Origin of the sequence: Carboxylicivirga fragile (genome assembly GCF_050589805.1) — a bacterium.
In the GTDB taxonomy this organism is placed as follows: domain Bacteria; phylum Bacteroidota; class Bacteroidia; order Bacteroidales; family Marinilabiliaceae; genus Carboxylicivirga; species Carboxylicivirga fragile.
This window is the reverse complement of the sequence record NZ_JBNGOY010000003.1, coordinates 141,768-161,457: the sequence shown is the minus strand read 5'-3', so window position 1 is coordinate 161,457 and position 19,690 is coordinate 141,768. Positions and strand designations below refer to the sequence as shown.

The window sequence follows — 19,690 nt, the reverse complement described above, 5'->3', positions numbered from 1 at the left end:
TCACCATTTTGGTATTTTCACCAAATGGATGATTTGCTTTATCGTTATGCATTTAGGCTATTTTTTATTATTCGAATGCATAGTTTGGGTTAATGCAAAAGATCGCTGTAAACCTAGTACGACATAGCCGTCATGGCAACATTATTAATCCCCTACGGGGAAAACCAGCACCAATATCACAGTTCTACAAATTTGAAACCGCTACGCGGTAAAAAAGACGTAGTTATCTAAATGAATAAATGAGGTGATGATGTGCGCTATACATTAAAATACAGAAGGAATACTAAAAGCAGACTTGCTCGTAGAGCATTCCTATTTGTAGAAAACAAGAGGCAACATGAATTTTGCTCGTAGAGCATCAATAATAAAATTACACAGAGAAGCCAAAGTACAAAGGGTTTTTGGAAATCCCTTAATGCAAGAGATCACTGTAAACCTAGAACGGCAAAGCCAGCATGGCAACATTATTAATCCCCTACGGGGAAAACAAGCACCAATATCACAGTTCTACATATTTGGAACCGCTACGCGGTAAAAAAAGACGCAGTTATCTAAATGAATACATGAGGTGATGATGTGCGCTATACGTTAAAATACAGAAGGAATACCAAAAGCAGACTTGCTCGTAGAGCATTCCTATTTGTAGAAAACAAGAGGCAACATGAATTTTGCTCGTAGAGCATCAATAATAAAACAAAAAAACAGCAGAGGAAATTTATGGATGGTAGTTTTCACCCCTATAATCCTCTTAAAAGTGGGTGAGATTAGTTAGACAGATCAAGTGAAAATTGAGGCTTTTGCAACTGTTTTTATACCAATTTAAATCCGAAATAACTGATATAGAAATTTGATAATTATGGCTAGGCAATGTCAATAACCATTACTGAATTTAAGGTGGGAGTAATTCAAATCGACTTTAAAGGCCAGCGCCTGCTATGCTTTATTACAGCTTACTGGCAGCAGTTTCATTATTATTCAAATATTTTTAATACTTCACTAGAACTTATTATTGATTCAAATTCATCAAATGTCTTTCTCACATCTCCATCACTATCTTTAACATCCTTTCCACAATAAAACTTTATAGTAGTTACATCAAAAAACTTATTAATAAATCCCTTTTTTGTTTCTACAAACTGAATTTGCTCTATTTTTATCAGTTTTGTGCTGACATTAAATATTCCTCTCTCTATTTTTAAAAAATCTTTCGTTATTGTGTACTTTATATTTTTAAACTCTAGCATCCTCATGGTGAATAAAAAGACACTTTGACCTACTGTAATTATTAAAACAACAGGTAAAACCCATGGTATTATCTCAATATCCTCTTGGATTGAAACAAATTCAAAGGATAAGTAAATAATAGCCAAAAAAACAAGATTATAAATAAATGACCTTATGCTATTAAGTAAGTAAGCTTTAAAAAACGGAGTACCTTTCCAAATTGTGTCATTAATATTTGTCATCTTTTAAAAGATATATGAGTCTTGATTCACCGTACTATTCGATAGAAACCTGACGTGATTTTGGGTCGCTAATTTTCGTATCAAAGTTTGTTTCAAAGGGATTAAGATAGGATTTTCTAACAACTATCCCCCATAACACCTCATCAGAATTTCAGCTGGTTTAATTAATTATTTGCGCATTAACAACCACTCGGTAATATTAACTGATGATTCCAACCCCATTCTTTTTCGTACACGATAACGAGCATTTTCTACACCACGCACAGATAAGTTAAGAAGGTGTGCAATCTCCTTACTGCTCATATTCATTTTAAGGTAAGCGCAAATTTTTAGATCCTTTGGGGTGAGATTAGGAAACTCTTCTTTTAAATTCTTTATGAAATTATTATGTGCCTGATCGAAGCGTAATTCAAAATCTTCCCAGTCGTCATCCTCAATCTCACTCTCGATAAAAGCCAATAAGGTCTTAAGTTTCTTTTCAACTTTATCAGAAGCAAAGGCCATAATAACAACGAGTTTTTCTTTTAACTCATTTAACTTCTCATTCTTGTATATCACTTTTGTAGCAGCGGCAGAAAGTTCCTTGTTTTTTATCTCCAGTTCATCCTTTAACTTTGCTTCAATAAAATTGGCGCGTTCAATTTTCCTTATTCTTTCCTGTTTCTCTATGTACCTTTTTTTCTCTGCTTTCACCTTTTTATTACGTATGGTCAATACCACATAAAAGACTAATACGATAATTAATAAATAGCCAATAAATGCATAAATAGTGCGATACCAAGGTGCTAATATGGTAAATCGATAAGTGAGTTCATCGCTCTCAACGCCATATACATTCATTGCTTTTAAACGAAAAACATATTCTCCTTCACGCAGGTTGGTGTATTCCTTGTATTGAACATCTCTCCATTCGGACCAATCATCATCAAATCCTTGCAGATAAAATTGGTATTCAATATCATCAATGTTTTCGTAAAATCCCGAAGAAAAAGTGAACACTAAATCATTGTCAACAAAGGGCAGTTCAACCACCTCATCATTCCGTTTATTGCAAAGGCTAGGTACATTATCATCATAGATAATCCGATTACGTGTGCTTGTTACAACACTTCTCAATAGCACATTGATGTTCTTATTGCTTTTATAATGTTGATTGGCATCATAAATTACAACGCCATCTTTAATACCAATTATTGTGATGCCATTATCGAGGCTTTTAAAATTTTCGAATCCCGGAATATAAAAACCATTAAGCTTATTAAAGGGATTGGTTTCAATGGAGAAACTACCATTATTATGCCGTCGCAACACACCCGACTGTTCTCCTATCACAAACCAGATGTTTCCTTTCGGATCTTCGGCCAACATTTTACAATGACCATCACCTAACAGATCTGTTAGTTTTTGATGCTTAATCATCAAATCAGTACTTGCATCGTATTTAAATATACCTTGTTGTGTTCCAAAAACGACTTCTCCCCAAACCTTGAAAACGTTGTTGTAAATGGATGATGGTAAACCTTTCTCCGAATTGTAGAAGGTGATGTCCTTAACGTTCTCCATTTTTGAAGAAAGCTGAATACGATAGATGCCCTTATAACCATGGGCAACCCAAATATTATCAGTTTCATCAATGGCTATCACGCGACTTGATTCATCAAATCCTTCAATTTTATTCTGAAAAATCAAGCTTCCTTCCACATCCCTAAAAAGCACCAAACCTGTGTATGTACCACCTATCCAATGATCCGATTTATTCATTAACTGTTTGATGGCCCAAGCCCCATCTCCATCATATAAAATGGATGAATTCTCTCCTCTTATCTGTGAAAATCCCTTTGAATGAGCCACTATCAAATTAGAATTAACATTTGTTACGCTCCAGTTAATTTCAGAAGGCGTTTGCAACATCCGATAAGTACTATTGTCAGCATTAAAATCCTTTGCAATCAAACCATTGTGAGTTGCCAATACAATATCATTCTGGTATTGGGCTGCTGAATAAACCCCGATTGGCTCATCGGCATTTGGTTTAAGCTGACGTAAAGGAGTAGATAGTTCAATGAAGTCGATCCCTAATTTATTGGCCACCCACAAGTTATTATCTCTATCCGAAAAAACTGCCCTTATTTCATCATTCTGTAGACCATTCTTTTTTGATAGGTTCATTTTAACCTTACCGGATTGTTCCATAACAAACACGCCCGAATGCATTGTTCCTATGATGTAATCTCCATCGATCCTAAGATGACCACTCGTAACATTAACCTGGTTGAAATTAAAGCGATTATCCATTGGAAAAGCTTGCAATGCTTGCCCATCCCAAATAAATAAACCTTGCTCGTAGGTGCCAATTAAGTAATCCCTTTTATTGATTGGTAAAACAAAACGTACATCCACATCACCCAAGTCGTCGAGACTACATAAAAGGTCAAGGCGATCATTGTTCAACACAAATAATCCTTCCCTATCATGTATAATAGGCTGATTGTATACCTTGAATAAGCGATTGATACGTTTATCTGTTTTTATTACCTTGATCTCATCATTTTCGTAGATGTAAAGCGCTTTCCAACTTTGAAAAATTGTTTTACCATCCAGAACAACGATATTCCATACATCGTTAAAATCACGATGTTCCTGAGAAACTTTATCTAGAAGAGAGTGAAAAAGTATATTCGAAACAGAATCACTATCAATAAAACCAAAATCGCCTTGAGCTCCTACAAACAAGCGATTATCAGAATTGAAGGCCAAGGATTTAATGTTAGAACGGTTCGTGGCTACCTGAATCATCTTCCATGTTTGCCCGTCAAATTCCAAAATACCAAACTCATTGGCAAAATAAAGGATACCCCTATGATCTTGAACTATCTGGAAATTGTTATTGGATACGCCATAGTCACGCTCCGCGTAATTACTCACGAAAGGTACACCTTCTTCCAAACCAATGGATTGCATTGAAATAGTAATAAGAAGTAGAAATAGTAGAAAAGTGTACTTCATTATGCGTAGCTATAATAGTAATTGAATTTCAACAATAAAAAAGTAAGTTAAGAATAATTTGCAAAACATAAAGAACGGTTCATTATGACTATCATTTTTAGAGAACCGTTCCTTAGCTTTTATTATCGCTTCATTTTTAAATTAAAATTGAAATAGGTCAGTGCACGCCACAACCACTCAAGAGGTCCGTATGTATAATACTTAAACCAAACTTTGCAGAACATTAATTGCAATAGCAAAAATACCACCGCATATAAGAAGCTAAGTGTATTGCCAAGGTATTGATACAAACCAAAACCGTAGCCATAAAAAAGTGGAACGCCAATTAATGGTTGCGTAACATAACTGGTCAAACTCATTTTACCATACAATGATAAGTTTTCGAATATTTGAGCTTTCTTAAAACGCAAGTAAAGCAAGATAAAACCATTTATCCACATTACTAACATCGACATATTGGTGAAAATACCAGCCAATTCAGTTATTAAAGATTTCTGCGTATCATTTATAGTTATCCAATTCACTAATCCTTTTTGTACAAACTGGAAAAGCACCATCCCTATAAAACCAATGAAAAAATTCTTCCAAATCTTACGCTTGTTCGACTCGAGATTCTCGAAGTAGCCAGTCCGTCCGAGTAGCATGCCAACTACAAATAAACCAAACAATTGATATACTCGTGCGGAAGCAACCGTCCATTTAATTTTGGTAATGATAGCAAAGGAGGTATTATGCTTCACCACTTCCCAGAAAGTTCCACCACCAAAGGTATTGGATGCCCGGGTCCAATCGCCCCAGTCGCGCTGAATAGTGAAATCAGTATCGATGAAACTGTAGACCAACTCGTATAAACGTGTTACATGTAATAATAAAAGCGCTGCTACCAAAACTAAAAATCGAGTAGGTACTTTGTAAAATAGTATTAATGGTAATCCCATGATGGCATATATCATTAGAATATCACCCATGTAAATAAGCGTATGTAAATAGCCCAAAACTAACAGTAGAACCAAGCGCCACGCAAAACGACCTCTGAAATCAATGCCTTTCAATTCCTGATTGCGCATTTGAATGTAGAAACTAAAGCCAAATAAGACAGAAAAAATCGCATATGATTTCCCAGCAAAGATGAAGAAGGTTACGTCGTGAATTATTTTATCAAGGCCTGATAATACAGCTGGATTGTAAGTGGCTGGCCAAAAGAAATCGAAATGCTCCAAAGCATGAAGCAGTAAAATACCTACCAGGGCAAATCCGCGCAATGCGTCAACAACAACAATTCTGCTCTTGCCCATAGTAGTCGGTTTAGACTCATTCATATGTAATACTATAAAAAGTTAAAATACTCTAGTATTATGCCGACACATAATCAAAGGGGCTTTAGAAGTGAAACGCACTAAAAGCACTTTTGATTAGTAACGGTATAAAATTTAGGTTTATCTAATGCAAAAATATAAAAACTCAGCACTTATTAAATTTATAGGAGCGGCTCTTTACTACAAAACCGTAATAAAGAGCCGCTCCCTTAAAACACTTAATTATTATGAAAAGACTATTTACTTTATCTCAATCTCAATAGTCTCTTTGATATCACGTGATGATGTCCCAATCATTAGCGAGTATTTACCAGTCTCTAAATTCCAATCATTTATCTTCTCATCATAAAATGCCAATGCGCTGGCAGGAATTTCGAGCTGAACAGTTTGAGTTTCTCCACCTTCCAGCTTAACTTTAGTGAAAGCTTTAAGCTCTTTTTCTGGTCGCATAAGTGATGCATCTTCATCATGAACGTATACCTGAACAACTTCTGCACCCAACACCTTGGACGTATTCTTAATTTCTACATCTACCTTAATTACATCACCTGCCTTATAAGCTTTTTGATCAGAAGAAGCACCTGAAATAGAAAATGACGAATATGACAGGCCGAAACCAAATTCGTACAATGGTTTAATTTTCTTAGTATCGTGCCAACGATAGCCTACTAAGATATCTTCTTTGTAAACTTGGTCATTACCATCTCCAGGGTACGATAACTCATCGAAGGCATGCGCACCGTTATCTTCCAACTTTACTGGAAATGTAAAAGGTAACTTACCAGAAGGGTTAACATCACCCGAAATAACATCAGCCAGTGCATGCCCTGTTTCACTGCCCAAATACCAGGCCTGCACAATAGCTTTTGCTTTATTTTGCCAAGGCATGGCTACCGCATTACCACTCACAAGAATAACTGCGGTATTTTTATTAACTGCCATAATTTCATCCAGCAATTCATCTTGCCCAAAGGGTAGATTTAACCCTAAGCGATCACCATTCTCGCAATCCTGCTCATGATTTTTATTCAAACCTCCTACAAACAGAACAATATCAGCTTGTTTAGCAACCTCAACAGCTTCTTTTTTTAGTTTATTTGCATTTAGTTTAGATGGAATGACACGACCATAAGCTGATGCCCCGGAGGCATAACCCATAGAGTGTATAATGTTAGCTTTCGAGAACTGCTTTTGAATACCTTCCAAAGGAGAAATTTCATGTATTGTTTTTAATTCCGATGAACCACCACCTAAAGTCATCATGCGAGTCGCATTTTCACCAATAACAGCAATGGTTTTTGTCGTCTCTGCATCTAATGGAAAAAATGCCTTATGATTCTTTAATAACACAATACCTTCCTGTGCTACTTCGCGTGCCACATCAAAATGCTCTTTGTTACCTTTTCGCCCATGTGGTCGTTTAGTATCCATATTTGTACGGTACATCAATCGAAGAATGCGACGTACCTTATCATCCACAACACTTTCATCAATCTCACCACTTTTTATCATTTCAAGAAATGGCTTTGCCAGATAGTAATAATCGTAGGCATTTTCAGTTGACGATGTCAAACCATCAGTACCGGTACCCATCTCAATATCTAAGCCATTTAAAGCAGCTTCTTTTGTATCGTGCGCACTTCCCCAATCGGTAACAACAACACCATCAAAGCCCCAATCGCCCTTGAGAATATCATTAATTAATACGTCGTGATGACTGGTATGCTGACCATTGTATTTATTGTAAGCACCCATTATTGACCATACATCACCCTCTTCTACTGCCGCTTTAAAAGCCGGCAGATAAATCTCGTGTAAGGCTCTGTCGCTTAATTGCACATTAATATGCGAACGCCACACTTCCTGATTATTCAACACATAATGCTTTACGCAGGCTGCAACACCATTGGTTTGAACCCCTTTAATATAAGGCACACACATAACAGATGCCAGGTGTGGATCCTCACCCATGTATTCGAAGTTACGTCCATTAAGTGGTGTTCGATAAATATTGACGCCTGGTCCGAGTAGTATATCTTTTTTACGATAGCGAGCCTCCTCACCAACAGCAAGTCCATACTTATATGATAATTCTGGATTAAAAGTGGCTGCCAAACATGTTAAGGCCGGAAATGCAGTACATGAGTCATTGGTCCAGCCAGCGTAATTCCAACTATCCCATTCTATTTCTGCTCTTACACCGTGCGGCCCATCCGACATCCAAATTTCAGGAATACCCAAACGCTCCACTCCTGCCGAGCTGAATTTTGATTGAGCATGACACATCTTGACTTTTTCTTCGAGTGTAAGCCGATTCAAAATAACTTCGATCTTACTTTCAATCTCCTGGTCTATGTCTTGACCAAACACATTAGCACACGCAACGCTTGCATATACAGCAAATGCTATTAAATACTTATTCATAATATAATCATTAAGGTTATCTCTAAGACAAAAATGGGATAATAAATCTAATTTACCACCCCATTGTAAAATCTTTAATTACTTTTAAGAGAAGCTGTTAAAATGATACATTTTCCTTTTCCTCATAAGTTTTGAATTCAGGGATATAGTAAACTTCTTTACATTTACCAATCAGCTCTTTAACATCTGAATGACTTAATTCATCGTGAGTGATGTAAGGAAACTTGATTAAGGGATGCTCAAGAAAGAATCCAGGAATATCTGCTTCATCCATTGTTTTTCCTTCGGGTACCCAGCCATTAATCCAATTTGGCATGTATTGCTTTAATAATTCACGGGTGTCTTTATTATCCCAAAGCTCCTTAACAAATGTGTATTCATCCACCATCAGTGGTACTTTTTGTGTCGAATTTAATCGAACTGAAGCGGTTTCTCTAATATCTTTGGACGAAGCAGCGACTAATAATTCGAACTCCCCACTCTCAGCAATCCAAATACTTCGTTTAGCATCGTAATAGGAGAAATCGCGCCCCAGTAATTCAAATTCAATTTGTTTCGATTCGCCAGGCTTTAAACTTACTTTCTTAAAACGCTTCAGCTCTTTCTCTGGACGCTGCAAGCTAGAGGCAACATCTGACACATAAAGCTGAACTGTTTCTTTACCAGCAACTGATCCTGTGTTTTTAATGGTAACACTTACGTTTAAAATATCCTTATCGCTAATTTCATTTTGTGACACTTTTAAATTGGAGTATTCAAATGTGGTGTACGACAAGCCATGCCCAAAAGGAAAAAGTGCATCAATCTGTTTTTCATCGTAGTAACGATAGCCTACAAAAATGCGTTCTCCATACAGTACTTCACCTTGCTCACCTGGGAAATTAAAGGCCGCAGGTGTATCTGCTAATTTAACTGGGAAGCTCTCAGCTAATTTACCTGATGGATTAACCGTTCCAAAAATAACATCAGCTACAGCGCCCGCACCAGCTTGCCCGCCAAGCCAAGTTTCCAAAACAGTCGACACATCGTTAATCCATGGCATAGCAACAGCGCTACCATTGGTTAAAACGGCTACTGTATTACCCTGAACCTTTGCTACCTCTGCCATTAATTTATTATGCGCAGCAGGCATATCTATGTGTTTTCGATCAATACCTTCCGATTCATAATGCAATGGTAAACCGGCAAAAACCAAAGCAATATCCGATTCCTTTGCTAGATTCACAGCTTCTTCAATCATCGAGTAATCATTATCATCTTTTAGATTATACCCTTGGGCATAACTTACCCTTACTACTTTCCCATATTCCTCTTCGATGATATCCAGAACATTATCAAGCTGGGTTGGCTTTACCTCGGAACTGCCATTGCCCTGATAACGGGGATTGGCAGCAAACTCACCTATGATGGCAATTTTCTTGTATTTTTTCTTGGTTAATGGTAATACATTATTATCATTTTTAAGCAAGGTTATGGCTTGTCCATGCACCTCTCTGGCAAAGCGATGATGCTCTTTCACATTTTGGTCAACATTATCCTTATCAAGCGACTTTGCTTTTAAAACGATGGTCAGAATCTCTTTTACCAGATTATCCAGTATCTCTTCTTCAACCTTCCCATCCTTCATGGCTTGAAGTAATATTTCGTCGTTTACATCACTTACACGTGGCATCTCAATGTGCATGCCTGCTTTTAAGGCCTCTACCCGATCAATAACTGCAAACCAATCAGAAATTACAATTCCCTCAAATCCCCATTCTTCTTTTAAGAGCTTGGTCAGCAGATAAGGGCTTTGTGTTCCATACTCACCTTGTACTCGATTATAACAAGCCATCACTGTCCATGGCTGAGCTTTTTTTACGGCAATCTCAAAGGGTGTAAGATAGATTTCATGCAGCGTACGATTATCCACATCAGAATTCATAAACATACGCATGGTTTCCACATTATTGGCTGCAAAATGTTTTAAAGATGTTCCGACACCCTGACTCTGAACTCCATTGATATAAGCAGCTCCTAATTCCCCAGATAGAATCGGGTCTTCGGAGAAATACTCAAAATTACGGCCTCCCAAAACAGAACGTTTAATATTCACCCCAGGATCTAAGAGTACATTCACACCTAAAGCCTGACACTCTTCTCCTAAAGCTTGTCCAACTTTGTAAATTAAATCCACATCCCAGGTAGCTGATAAGGCTGATGCGGTAGGAAAACAAGTGGCAGGATGCTGATCGCCATAACCAGCCTTATTGGTTGCCGGAGCACGACGTAATCCGTGTGGACCATCGGCCATCCATATCCAAGGAATATCTAATCGATCAATGGGCTGTGTACTCCAGTCATCACGACCCGAACAAAGCGATACTTTTTCTTCAAGTGTTAATTGAGAGACAAGTTGTTCAACTTGTAATTTTATGGTTTCGTTTTGTGCCGACATAGTCACAGTAGTCATAAAAACAATCGTCAATACATATAAAAACTTCATTTTGAATATTTTTTACTGGTCAACTAAGCCTAAACTCTTGATAATAAAAAGTGGGGCAACCATCAGAATCTGCGATTATTCTTTTTGTAAACAGCTTGTATTTCCCGATAAACAAGTTGTTATGGTTACCCCATAAACCAATACTAACTATAACTCAAACTCCCCCTTGATAACTTCTGCTGAACTTGTTCCAACCATAACATCAAATTGACCTGGTTCAACAACATACTCCCCATCAGGCATGTAAAATCCAAGTTCATTATCAGTTAATACAAACTCAACTATTTTTGACTGACCTCCAGCCAAAGCTATTTTTTTAAATCCTTTAAGTTCCTTAACCGGACGAACTATACTGGCGACATGATCGCGGATGTATAACTGTACGACTTCTTCACCCACTCTTTCACTAACATTTTTCACCTCAACACTCACCTTAATTTCTTTTTTATTAGAAGCATCAAGAGTCAAATTAGAATATTCAAATTCAGAATAACTTAAACCGTAACCAAATGGGTATAACGGTAGGTGACTCTCGTCCATGTAGTGAGGGTAAAACAATTCTCCATCAGGACCAGGACGACCTGTATTGAAATAATTATAATACATAGGTACCTGTCCTACATGACGAGGAAAAGTCATCGGTAATTTTCCGGATGGATTATAATCTCCAAATATGACCTCTGCAATGGCATTTCCAGCTTGTATGCCCAGTTGCCATGCTTCCACAATTGCAGGCAAATGCTCATCAGCCCAAGTGATAGCTAATGGACGACCATTATTAAGCACTAATACAATATTCTTATTGACCTTATAGACTTCTTCCAACAATTCCTGTTGAAGACCTGGTAAATCAATATCTACGCGCGAACGAGCTTCTCCACTATGCAAGCCATGTTCGCCAAGAACCATTATTACAACTTCAGAACGCTTTGCCAGCTTAATTGCTTCCTTAAATCCACTCCTATCCGTTTCATTAACTTCCAATTCTATTGGAAAGGCAGTTGGCCCTGTTACTAGTTTAGCACCTTCGGCATAAGTTATATTCGACGAGTATTTTTTCAAGCCTTCTAAAACGGAGACAGCCACATTATCGTCACCTGCCATTCGCCAATTGCCTAATGGACTATCTTTATCAGCAGCCAAAGTACCAATAACTGCAATTTTTTTCTGGTCTATTGAAAGTGGTAAGGTATTGTTTTCATTCTTAAGAAGAACAATGGATTTTTTAGCCATTTCACGAGCTGCATCCATATGATCCTCATGATAGATTAATTTCTTTTCACGTGCTTCATCACAGTACTTATATGGATCGTCGAATAAACCCAATTCGAATTTCACCTTTAATATACGACGTACCGCATCATCTATAATTGATTCGGGTACTTTTCCATCTTTAACATGTTGAGCTAAATACTTAACGTAGGCATACGATTCCATGTCCATATCAGATCCAGCCATAGCGGCTAACTGTGCAACATGCGCAGTATCTCTGGCAAAACCATGATCAATCATTTCTTCGCCACTGCTCCAATCAGAGATAACATAACCTTCAAATCCCCATTCACCTTTAAGGATATCGCGCATTAAAAATGAATTACCTGTAGCAGGAATTCCATTAACAATATTAAAAGCGTTCATAAAGGTCTTCACATCAGCCTCTTCAATAGCAGCTTTAAACGGAGGAAAAACTACATTGTAAAGCGTAGCGGTTCCAAGATCAACCGTATTGTAATCACGTCCTCCTTCAGCAAAACCATAGGCAGCAAAATGCTTAGCACATGCAGCAATGGTGTTAACAGCCGATAAATCATCACCTTGAAAACCTTTCACTCGGGCTACTCCAATTCTTGATCCCAAATAAGTATCCTCTCCAGCTCCTTCCATTACTCGTCCCCAACGCGCATCACGCGAAATATCAACCATTGGAGCAAATGTCCAGTTAAGTCCTTCGGCTGATGCCTCAATGGCAGCAATACGTGCCGACTTTTCAATGGCCTCTAAGTCCCAACTAGCTGCTTCAGCCAATGGAATTGGTGATAAAGTTTTATGTCCATGAATGACATCAAAACCGAAGATCATTGGTATGCCCAGACGAGAACTGTCAACGGCCAAACTTTGCATTTCTCGTACATTCTTAACACCTCGTACGTTTAACATAGAGCCCACCAAACCACTTTTGATGTGCTCGTATTTATTTTTTGCATCACCTTCAGAAGGTGCAGGCCCGGTAACATCGTAGAAACCATTATACTGGTTCATTTGACCCACCTTTTCTTCAATGCTCATTTTACTCAGTAGAGATTCTACTTTATCATCAATGGAGGTTCCATTATGATTGTTCTCAGTTTGATTGCAAGCTATTAGGACTAACAAAAAAAGTCCAAGACTAAATACCAACCATTTATTCATAACATCTGTATTTTGTTGTTTTATTTTTCCTGATATACCCGTACATAATCTATCTCCATTTGACAAGGAAATATCGAATCGTCTACTCCATGCAATCCGCCCCAATTGCCTCCAATTGCCACATTTAAGACCAAATAAAAGTGCTTATCAAACGGCCATTTTTTCGAATCATTATTCCGTTTTCGAAACGTGAACACTTTCTTCTCATCAATAATAAAATCAATTTTATTAGCTGTCCAATCAATTGCATATACATGAAAAGCTGTTTCCGCATCTTTAACACATAAGGCCTTTGACTTTTGAGTTTTACTGATATGATTATAAGCCTCAGTATGCACTGTGAAAAATATTGAATCAGGTTCGTAACCTACATGTTCCATAATATCAATCTCCCCACTATTTGGCCAAGATCCATATTCATTATTTGTAGGTAACATCCAAATGGCAGGCCACGCACCTTTTCCTCCTGGAACTTTTGCTCTCACCTCAATACGTCCATATAACCAATCACCTTTACCTTTTGACACAAGTCTCGCAGATGAATACGGTACACTTACGGTAGAATCAATATTAGCCGCAATTACCAGAACCCCATTATTGACATAGGCATTTTCACTATGTGCATCAGTATAATGTTGTAATTCATTATTACCCCATGCCCATTTATTGCCCTCAGTGTCGTAGCCCCATTTGCTTGAATCAGGCATGCCACTGTTATTAAATTCATCAGCCCATACCAATTCATAGTCTGGCTTGACCTGACAAGATATTGTAATTAATATTAAACAAAGTGCTATTAAATACTTCATAAGGTTTACAGATTTCTGATCTAAAAAAACAAATCAAGACATCCTTAATTATCACTCTGTTTTGGTTAAAACTAAACTCATTTTAATAACTATTCTAGCTCATATACTCTGATATAATCCACTTCCATTGTCTGCGGAAAAATCGAATTATCAATACCTTGAGCTCCACCCCAATCTCCGCCAACAGCAACATTTAGAATAAAAAAGTGTGATCCATTAAAAGGCCAATTCTCTGAGGTTTTATTCGTCGGATTATAGGTATGCACAACATTCTCTGGTGAATCAACATAAAAGACTAATTTATTTGCTGACCAATTCAAGCCATAAACATGAAACTCCTCCTCACAGGTAGGCAATGACATACTACTACCATTTCCATTAGCGCCTGAACCAGCACTAGTGTGAACCGTTGAATGTACCACATTAGGTTGATAGCCTACATATTCCATTATATCCATCTCTCCGCAAGCGGGCCAATAATTAGATTCAAAGTTGGCACCTAACATCCAGATGGCAGGCCAAATACCCTTTCCAGATGGTAACTTAGCTCTTACCTCAATCCGGCCATACTTAAACTCTTGTTTCTTATATGTAACCATTCGGGTAGATTTGTATGATCCACGTTCCTTATTATCATCAACTTTTTCCGCTGTAATAATTAGTTTTCCATCCTTAACTTCAACATTATCTCCATTCGTATAATACTGCAATTCGTTATTACCCCAACCATTATCTCCGGTTCCGACCTCAAGAGTCCAATCACTAGTGTTAACAGAAGTTCCATCAAACTCATCCGACCAAATAAGTTTAGGATCATAATTAGGGTCGTCCTGATCAATTACCACTTTTTTTGACATTGACTTGTTATCAGCCAAATCACTGTTACTACCCCATATAGTTAGTCGAACATCATACTCTCCTTCTGATCGATAATTGTGTACTATAGTCTTTCCATCTGACGCTGGCATACGATCAGTTACTTCTCCATCACCGAAATCCCAGCGTACATGTGTAAATTCGCCACTTGAATTATTTTCGAAGACAATATCATTAGGGTTAGTTACATCTGGTGAAAAATCAAAAGCTACTTCATAAGTACTAGCTTCATTCTCCTTCTCACAAGCACTTTGCCCTAAAGCAATGCTTAGAAGTAGCACTAACCCAATTAATTTATTTTTTTTCATCACTGTATTTATTGACATTTATTCTCGTATTAAATACTTATCCAATTCTCTTCTATATAGATTTTAAAACCTTAAACTTCTTCAGAATTGCTCCTCCTTTATTAAAAACAAACCTGATCTTAGCTTCACCTTCAGGTAAGTAAATCTGTCTTACTTCAACCTCACCCCAATTATCTTTATCCTTATTCAATTGAATGTGCTTTGCCTCAATTTCTCCATTAATTACGATGTTAATTTCTCCACTTCCAGTTTGATTTGCTGAACTTATTTTTAGGGTATAATACCCTTGTTCTTCAACATTAATGGTGTATTGTAACCATTCTCCAGCCTCAGTCCACCCAACAAAGTTCTCTCCATTTTTCATACCAATATCAACACCATCATTTCGATATTGGTTTCCTGTATTCCATTTAGCCCTACCACTATTTCCTGTTGCATTTTCCGATGACATATCGTGATAGGCAAATCCATCTTTTCCTAAATCATAGTCCACACATTGGATCCATTCATTTAGTTTATGATTTACAAATGGCTTTGTTGCTTCATCATTACCATTATGCAACATGGCATAAATAACATCGCTAGCAACTGTGCAGTTTTCTACTTTATGAGCTTCGGCATACTGCATAACCGCCTCATATGTTTCTTTTTCACCTAAAGGTGTATTGCCTTCTTTCCATGATTGAATAAGAGCGGTATAACTTTCGTTAGTTTTAACTCTAAACACATTATTCAACCTGTATTTTTTAACTGGCCACCACGACCAGCCTATGTTGTTTTCTTCAAATAGCTGTATAGCTTCAGCAAACCAGTGATTTGAGTTTTCACCAGATTCACTCATCCATAGAGGTAAATTAAATTTATCCCTCATCCTAATCCATTCAGCAATGGATGCTTCATTATTTGTATTCCAATACTTATGGTAGGTTAATACCATATTATTACTATAGTTACTAAGCAAGTGTGTTTCAAAGCCTTCGTAATTATTTCCCCAGCAATTACCCGATATGAATACAATATGCTTTTGATTGACTTCTCGTATTGCCTTTATTAAACGTAGATGCATGTTCCAAAGAGCCTCGTTATTCGTACATCCACAGCCGTTATTATTTCCTGTTTCATCCACATTCCAGTTGGTTTCGTTAATCAAATCAAAACCTCCAACCCATGGATTATTTTTATATCGCTCAGCTATTTTAACCCAAAGAGCCACCAACTTATCCTGATTCTCTTTACTTTCCCAAAGTGAAGGTTTAGTCGAGTCATAATCACTTATGTCGGCATTTTTCCCTTGTCCACCAGGTGCTCCATGCATGTCTAAAATGATATACATCTCATTCTGCTCACACCACGACACTAATTCATCCAACATTTGAAAACCAGATTCCAGCCAGGTATTTTTTATTGTACCATCAGAATTTCTGGATTCATCTTCAATAGAATGAGTAAACCACTTATAGTGCAATGCCGGACGTAAAGCATTGAATCCCCATACTTTCATGGAATCTAAATCGGCTTTAGTAAAAAGATGTTTAAGCCAATAATCATAAAACTTATCAGTTTTATCAACTCCCATTGTTTCGTTTAACCTAGTACGAAACTGAGTGTGCGTATGAATGCCTGCAACAGTAGATTGCATCATGTAACCTTCTTGAATCATCCAGTTACCTGTACCAATACTTCGAATGATGAAAGGCCCATCGTCATTGACAATTTGCTTATCCCTAACTCTAAGCTTTCCTTGTGAAAAGACCGGAGTTATTAAAACAATGAAGAATAAAAGAAGTGTGTATTTTAATTGAACCATTTCGTAGGTATAAAACTAATTCAATGTTACGCAATCAAAGCACCAAATTCGGGTCATCAAATGCATCAAACTACTAGTTAATAAGATATTATCCGACTCACGTTAGAGCCGGATAATACTTCGTTTAACCAAAACTAAGCCTTAGATAACTAAGCGCCTATGAAAAAAAATTATTCTGCAGGTATGAATACCCAAACCCATCCTGTTCCTCCACCATTGGTGTCAGTAAACAGAACCATTTCATCTTTTGTTAATTTTATGATTTTATACTTTGAATCAGGATTAACTCTATCAGCGTCATACCCAAGAATAGGCTGCGTTTTAAATGTAAGAGCAGAATAGTCTGCATTAAAAGAAAAACTTCCCAATGCGCCATCGCCGTCCATTGAAGTATAGTATGTATAATTAGCGGCTCCATTTAAATCGAAATGCATTTTACCATTCGCATCTCCCGGAGGACAGCAAGTTGCACCAGCATTCCACCATATTGCTTCATAATTGCCTGGGTCGGACATTGCCCACCAAACAGGACCTCCGCCACCTTCCCAAGGGTTGGCCTTATGAAATACCCATGACTTACCACTTAAATCATCACCTACAAGGTCGTAATACGCTTGAGGAAGGGGTTGATCCAACACATCAATCTGAACATCGATAGATTTTGAGATATACTCTGTATCTGAAGGATTACCATTAGGCATGTAGGCTGTACTTACATGATAAGTAAATGTTGATTTTCCTGGTATTGGATAATTTACCTCTACTCGGTCAGTAAACTTTTGATCAATGTTATAATCCCAATAACCTGTTACACCAGACGTTTTCATTCTAATGGATAAACCATTTCCTCCAGGGGTTGACTGAACAACCTCAAGTTCTATATTATCAGGGTTAAAGCTATTAGATAACTCTTTCCTATCCTCTATTGGCTCACAAGCGGCAAACAGTAATACCATTGCGCCTAAAAGCAAACTAAATATATTTTTCTTATTCATTTTAGTAATTTTTAAGTTACACAATTGCTTACCAACCAGGATTTTGTTCATAGACACCATTTGACAATCTCACTTCAGATTCTGGAACTGGCACCAAACCCTTAGTTACAGGACGGTACTGCACACTATATTTAGAAGCTACACCTGAATTATCTACATCCACTTCATTTGAATAATAGTTATTGGCATCATTTTCAACATCACCCCAACGAACCAAGTCGAACCAACGTAAACCTTCAAAAGCAAACTCGTATTTGCGTTCTTCTTTTAATGCTGCCAAAGAATAAGATGTATCAGTTAATCCAGCTCTACGACGCACTTCATTCATACCGTCAGCTGTTTCTGTTAATTCTGAGTGCATTAATAATACATCAGCATAACGCATATAATAGAAATCCTGAGCTGCCCATAATTGCATTGGATCACCATGATCCATATCATATAGGTAGTAGAACATCCCTTTTACTCCATCAGGACCATCATGTTGAATCGTAGTGTACTTTTTATTAAACATGCCAGTTTCATGGTCACCCTTATTATTCTGATAACCACCCGTTCCTTGATCAGCATCTCCCATATCTAGTATCGAACCCTGCTTACGCTCATCAGCATCATCCCATTGGCTCTTTAATAGAGGGTGGATGGTTCCCCATCCCCAACCTTGTCCGAATGGTTGCATTGAGTTATCACGAATACCAAAATATAGACAAACAATATTGTTATAATACTGACCTTTGTTCCAATCCCAGTTACCAAAAGCATAACGTTGAGCAAACATTACTTCTTCATTTCCACTTCCAACATTAGAGTTGTGTCCGTCCTGACCTGCCCAAGCAAGACCTTCCGTCTCCGCCCATGGTAATACAGGGTGCGTTCCGTCAGGATTATATGCTCTTGCATTATCGTTAACATGTGAATAGGCCCATAGGTTTCTGAAATCATCCACTAAACCAAACTTACTGTTAGCCATACAGTCATCCAGATAAGCAACAACATTTGCTTTGGTAATGGTGCCTTCTCCTTCTGGGAGAATAATTGCTGATGTTGCTTTCTTTTCTATGTTAGTCATATAACCAGTATAAAACAAGAAAACACGAGCCATATAAGCTTCAGCTACCCATTTGTTAGCATGTCCATATCGATCAATAGATATTTCATTTGCAGGCACATCAGGTAAAGTTTCAATCGCCTGTTTTAAATCAGAAGCAATTGTACCAAAAGTTACTTCATAACTTGATCTTGGAACATCGCGAGGTGCATCAGTAGTAGGTATAATTGGCATACCCCCAAAGAATTTTGCCGCCCTAAACATTAAAAAAGCACGCATAAAATAAGCTTCTCCAATCGCTTGGTTTTTGAAATCTTCAGCTTCTTCTTCTGTCTTAAAGAAAGTTGAAAAATCAACAGTAGTTACCGCTTCAATAATTGCATTACAACGATATACCCCATTATAAGTTTCTAACCATAACGCCTTGTAAGTATCCTCATTAGGATCTTCAAAATTATCAACCCACTTAGCTGATTTATCATCAGGACCACCTCCACCTAACATTAAGTCAGATAAAAGGTTAGCAGCTACATGTTCGTTACTATGCGGACCATCGACATATAGTGCGTTATATACGCCACCCATGGCTTCCTCTATTTGTGCAGGCGTTTGATAATATGAATCTAAACTGGCCTGAAACAAGTTCTTTTGATCAATGAAACTGTCGTCACAACTTGATAGTCCCATCGCCATCAAAATTCCGATGCTATATAATATCTTTTTCATTAGTCTTAATTTAAA

General features: G+C 37.4%; 11 protein-coding genes. All 11 read right to left on the bottom strand.

Annotated features, from left to right (window positions below; translation table 11 throughout):
- Positions 1-971: 971 nt before the first annotated feature.
- Complete coding sequence (locus ACRD7B_RS02455; RefSeq protein ID WP_430822872.1) at positions 972-1,466, bottom strand: PH domain-containing protein; 495 nt, start codon at positions 1,464-1,466, stop codon at positions 972-974.
- Between the two features lie 168 nt (positions 1,467-1,634).
- Positions 1,635-4,472 carry a triple tyrosine motif-containing protein gene (locus tag ACRD7B_RS02450; protein WP_430822871.1) on the bottom strand — a complete coding sequence of 946 codons (2,838 nt, stop codon included), beginning with the start codon at positions 4,470-4,472 and terminating at the stop codon, positions 1,635-1,637.
- 122 nt (positions 4,473-4,594) lie between these two features.
- On the bottom strand, positions 4,595-5,767 hold the full coding sequence (locus ACRD7B_RS02445) for a DUF418 domain-containing protein (RefSeq protein ID WP_430822870.1): 1,173 nt from the start codon (positions 5,765-5,767) through the stop codon (positions 4,595-4,597).
- Between the two features lie 261 nt (positions 5,768-6,028).
- The gene (locus ACRD7B_RS02440; RefSeq protein WP_430822869.1) at positions 6,029-8,212 is read right to left on the bottom strand and encodes a glycoside hydrolase family 3 C-terminal domain-containing protein; all 2,184 of its coding nucleotides are present in this window, start codon (positions 8,210-8,212) and stop codon (positions 6,029-6,031) included.
- Positions 8,213-8,309: 97 nt separating this feature from the next.
- Complete coding sequence (locus ACRD7B_RS02435; RefSeq protein ID WP_430822868.1) at positions 8,310-10,697, bottom strand: glycoside hydrolase family 3 C-terminal domain-containing protein; 2,388 nt, start codon at positions 10,695-10,697, stop codon at positions 8,310-8,312.
- Between the two features lie 147 nt (positions 10,698-10,844).
- On the bottom strand, positions 10,845-13,106 hold the full coding sequence (gene bglX / locus ACRD7B_RS02430) for a beta-glucosidase BglX (protein WP_430822867.1): 2,262 nt from the start codon (positions 13,104-13,106) through the stop codon (positions 10,845-10,847).
- A gap of 20 nt (positions 13,107-13,126) precedes the next feature.
- Positions 13,127-13,915: a glycoside hydrolase family 16 protein gene (locus ACRD7B_RS02425; RefSeq protein ID WP_430822866.1), complete on the bottom strand. Its 789-nt coding sequence runs from the start codon at positions 13,913-13,915 to the stop codon at positions 13,127-13,129.
- A gap of 89 nt (positions 13,916-14,004) precedes the next feature.
- A complete protein-coding gene (locus ACRD7B_RS02420) occupies positions 14,005-15,099 on the bottom strand; it encodes a family 16 glycosylhydrolase (RefSeq protein ID WP_430822865.1) in 1,095 nt (364 codons plus the stop codon).
- 52 nt (positions 15,100-15,151) lie between these two features.
- Positions 15,152-16,906 (bottom strand): cellulase family glycosylhydrolase, encoded by a 1,755-nt coding sequence (locus ACRD7B_RS02415; RefSeq protein WP_430822864.1) that lies wholly within the window; start codon positions 16,904-16,906, stop codon positions 15,152-15,154.
- A gap of 170 nt (positions 16,907-17,076) precedes the next feature.
- Entirely contained in the window at positions 17,077-17,901 is an 825-nt protein-coding gene (locus tag ACRD7B_RS02410) for a hypothetical protein (protein WP_430822863.1), read from the bottom strand.
- 28 nt (positions 17,902-17,929) lie between these two features.
- On the bottom strand, positions 17,930-19,675 hold the full coding sequence (locus ACRD7B_RS02405) for a RagB/SusD family nutrient uptake outer membrane protein (RefSeq protein WP_430822862.1): 1,746 nt from the start codon (positions 19,673-19,675) through the stop codon (positions 17,930-17,932).
- Between the last annotated feature and the right edge of the window lie 15 nt (positions 19,676-19,690).

Bases quoted from the DNA above. Each gene is read 5' to 3' on its own strand.
- ACRD7B_RS02455 (WP_430822872.1), bottom strand. From the start codon at position 1,466: ATGACAAATATTAATGACACAATTTGGAAAGGTACTCCGTTTTTTAAA.
- ACRD7B_RS02450 (WP_430822871.1), bottom strand. From the start codon at position 4,472: ATGAAGTACACTTTTCTACTATTTCTACTTCTTATTACTATTTCAATG.
- ACRD7B_RS02445 (WP_430822870.1), bottom strand. From the start codon at position 5,767: ATGGGCAAGAGCAGAATTGTTGTTGTTGACGCATTGCGCGGATTTGCC.
- ACRD7B_RS02440 (WP_430822869.1), bottom strand. From the start codon at position 8,212: ATGAATAAGTATTTAATAGCATTTGCTGTATATGCAAGCGTTGCGTGT.
- ACRD7B_RS02435 (WP_430822868.1), bottom strand. From the start codon at position 10,697: ATGAAGTTTTTATATGTATTGACGATTGTTTTTATGACTACTGTGACT.
- bglX (WP_430822867.1), bottom strand. From the start codon at position 13,106: ATGAATAAATGGTTGGTATTTAGTCTTGGACTTTTTTTGTTAGTCCTA.
- ACRD7B_RS02425 (WP_430822866.1), bottom strand. From the start codon at position 13,915: ATGAAGTATTTAATAGCACTTTGTTTAATATTAATTACAATATCTTGT.
- ACRD7B_RS02420 (WP_430822865.1), bottom strand. From the start codon at position 15,099: ATGAAAAAAAATAAATTAATTGGGTTAGTGCTACTTCTAAGCATTGCT.
- ACRD7B_RS02415 (WP_430822864.1), bottom strand. From the start codon at position 16,906: ATGGTTCAATTAAAATACACACTTCTTTTATTCTTCATTGTTTTAATA.
- ACRD7B_RS02410 (WP_430822863.1), bottom strand. From the start codon at position 17,901: ATGAATAAGAAAAATATATTTAGTTTGCTTTTAGGCGCAATGGTATTA.
- ACRD7B_RS02405 (WP_430822862.1), bottom strand. From the start codon at position 19,675: ATGAAAAAGATATTATATAGCATCGGAATTTTGATGGCGATGGGACTA.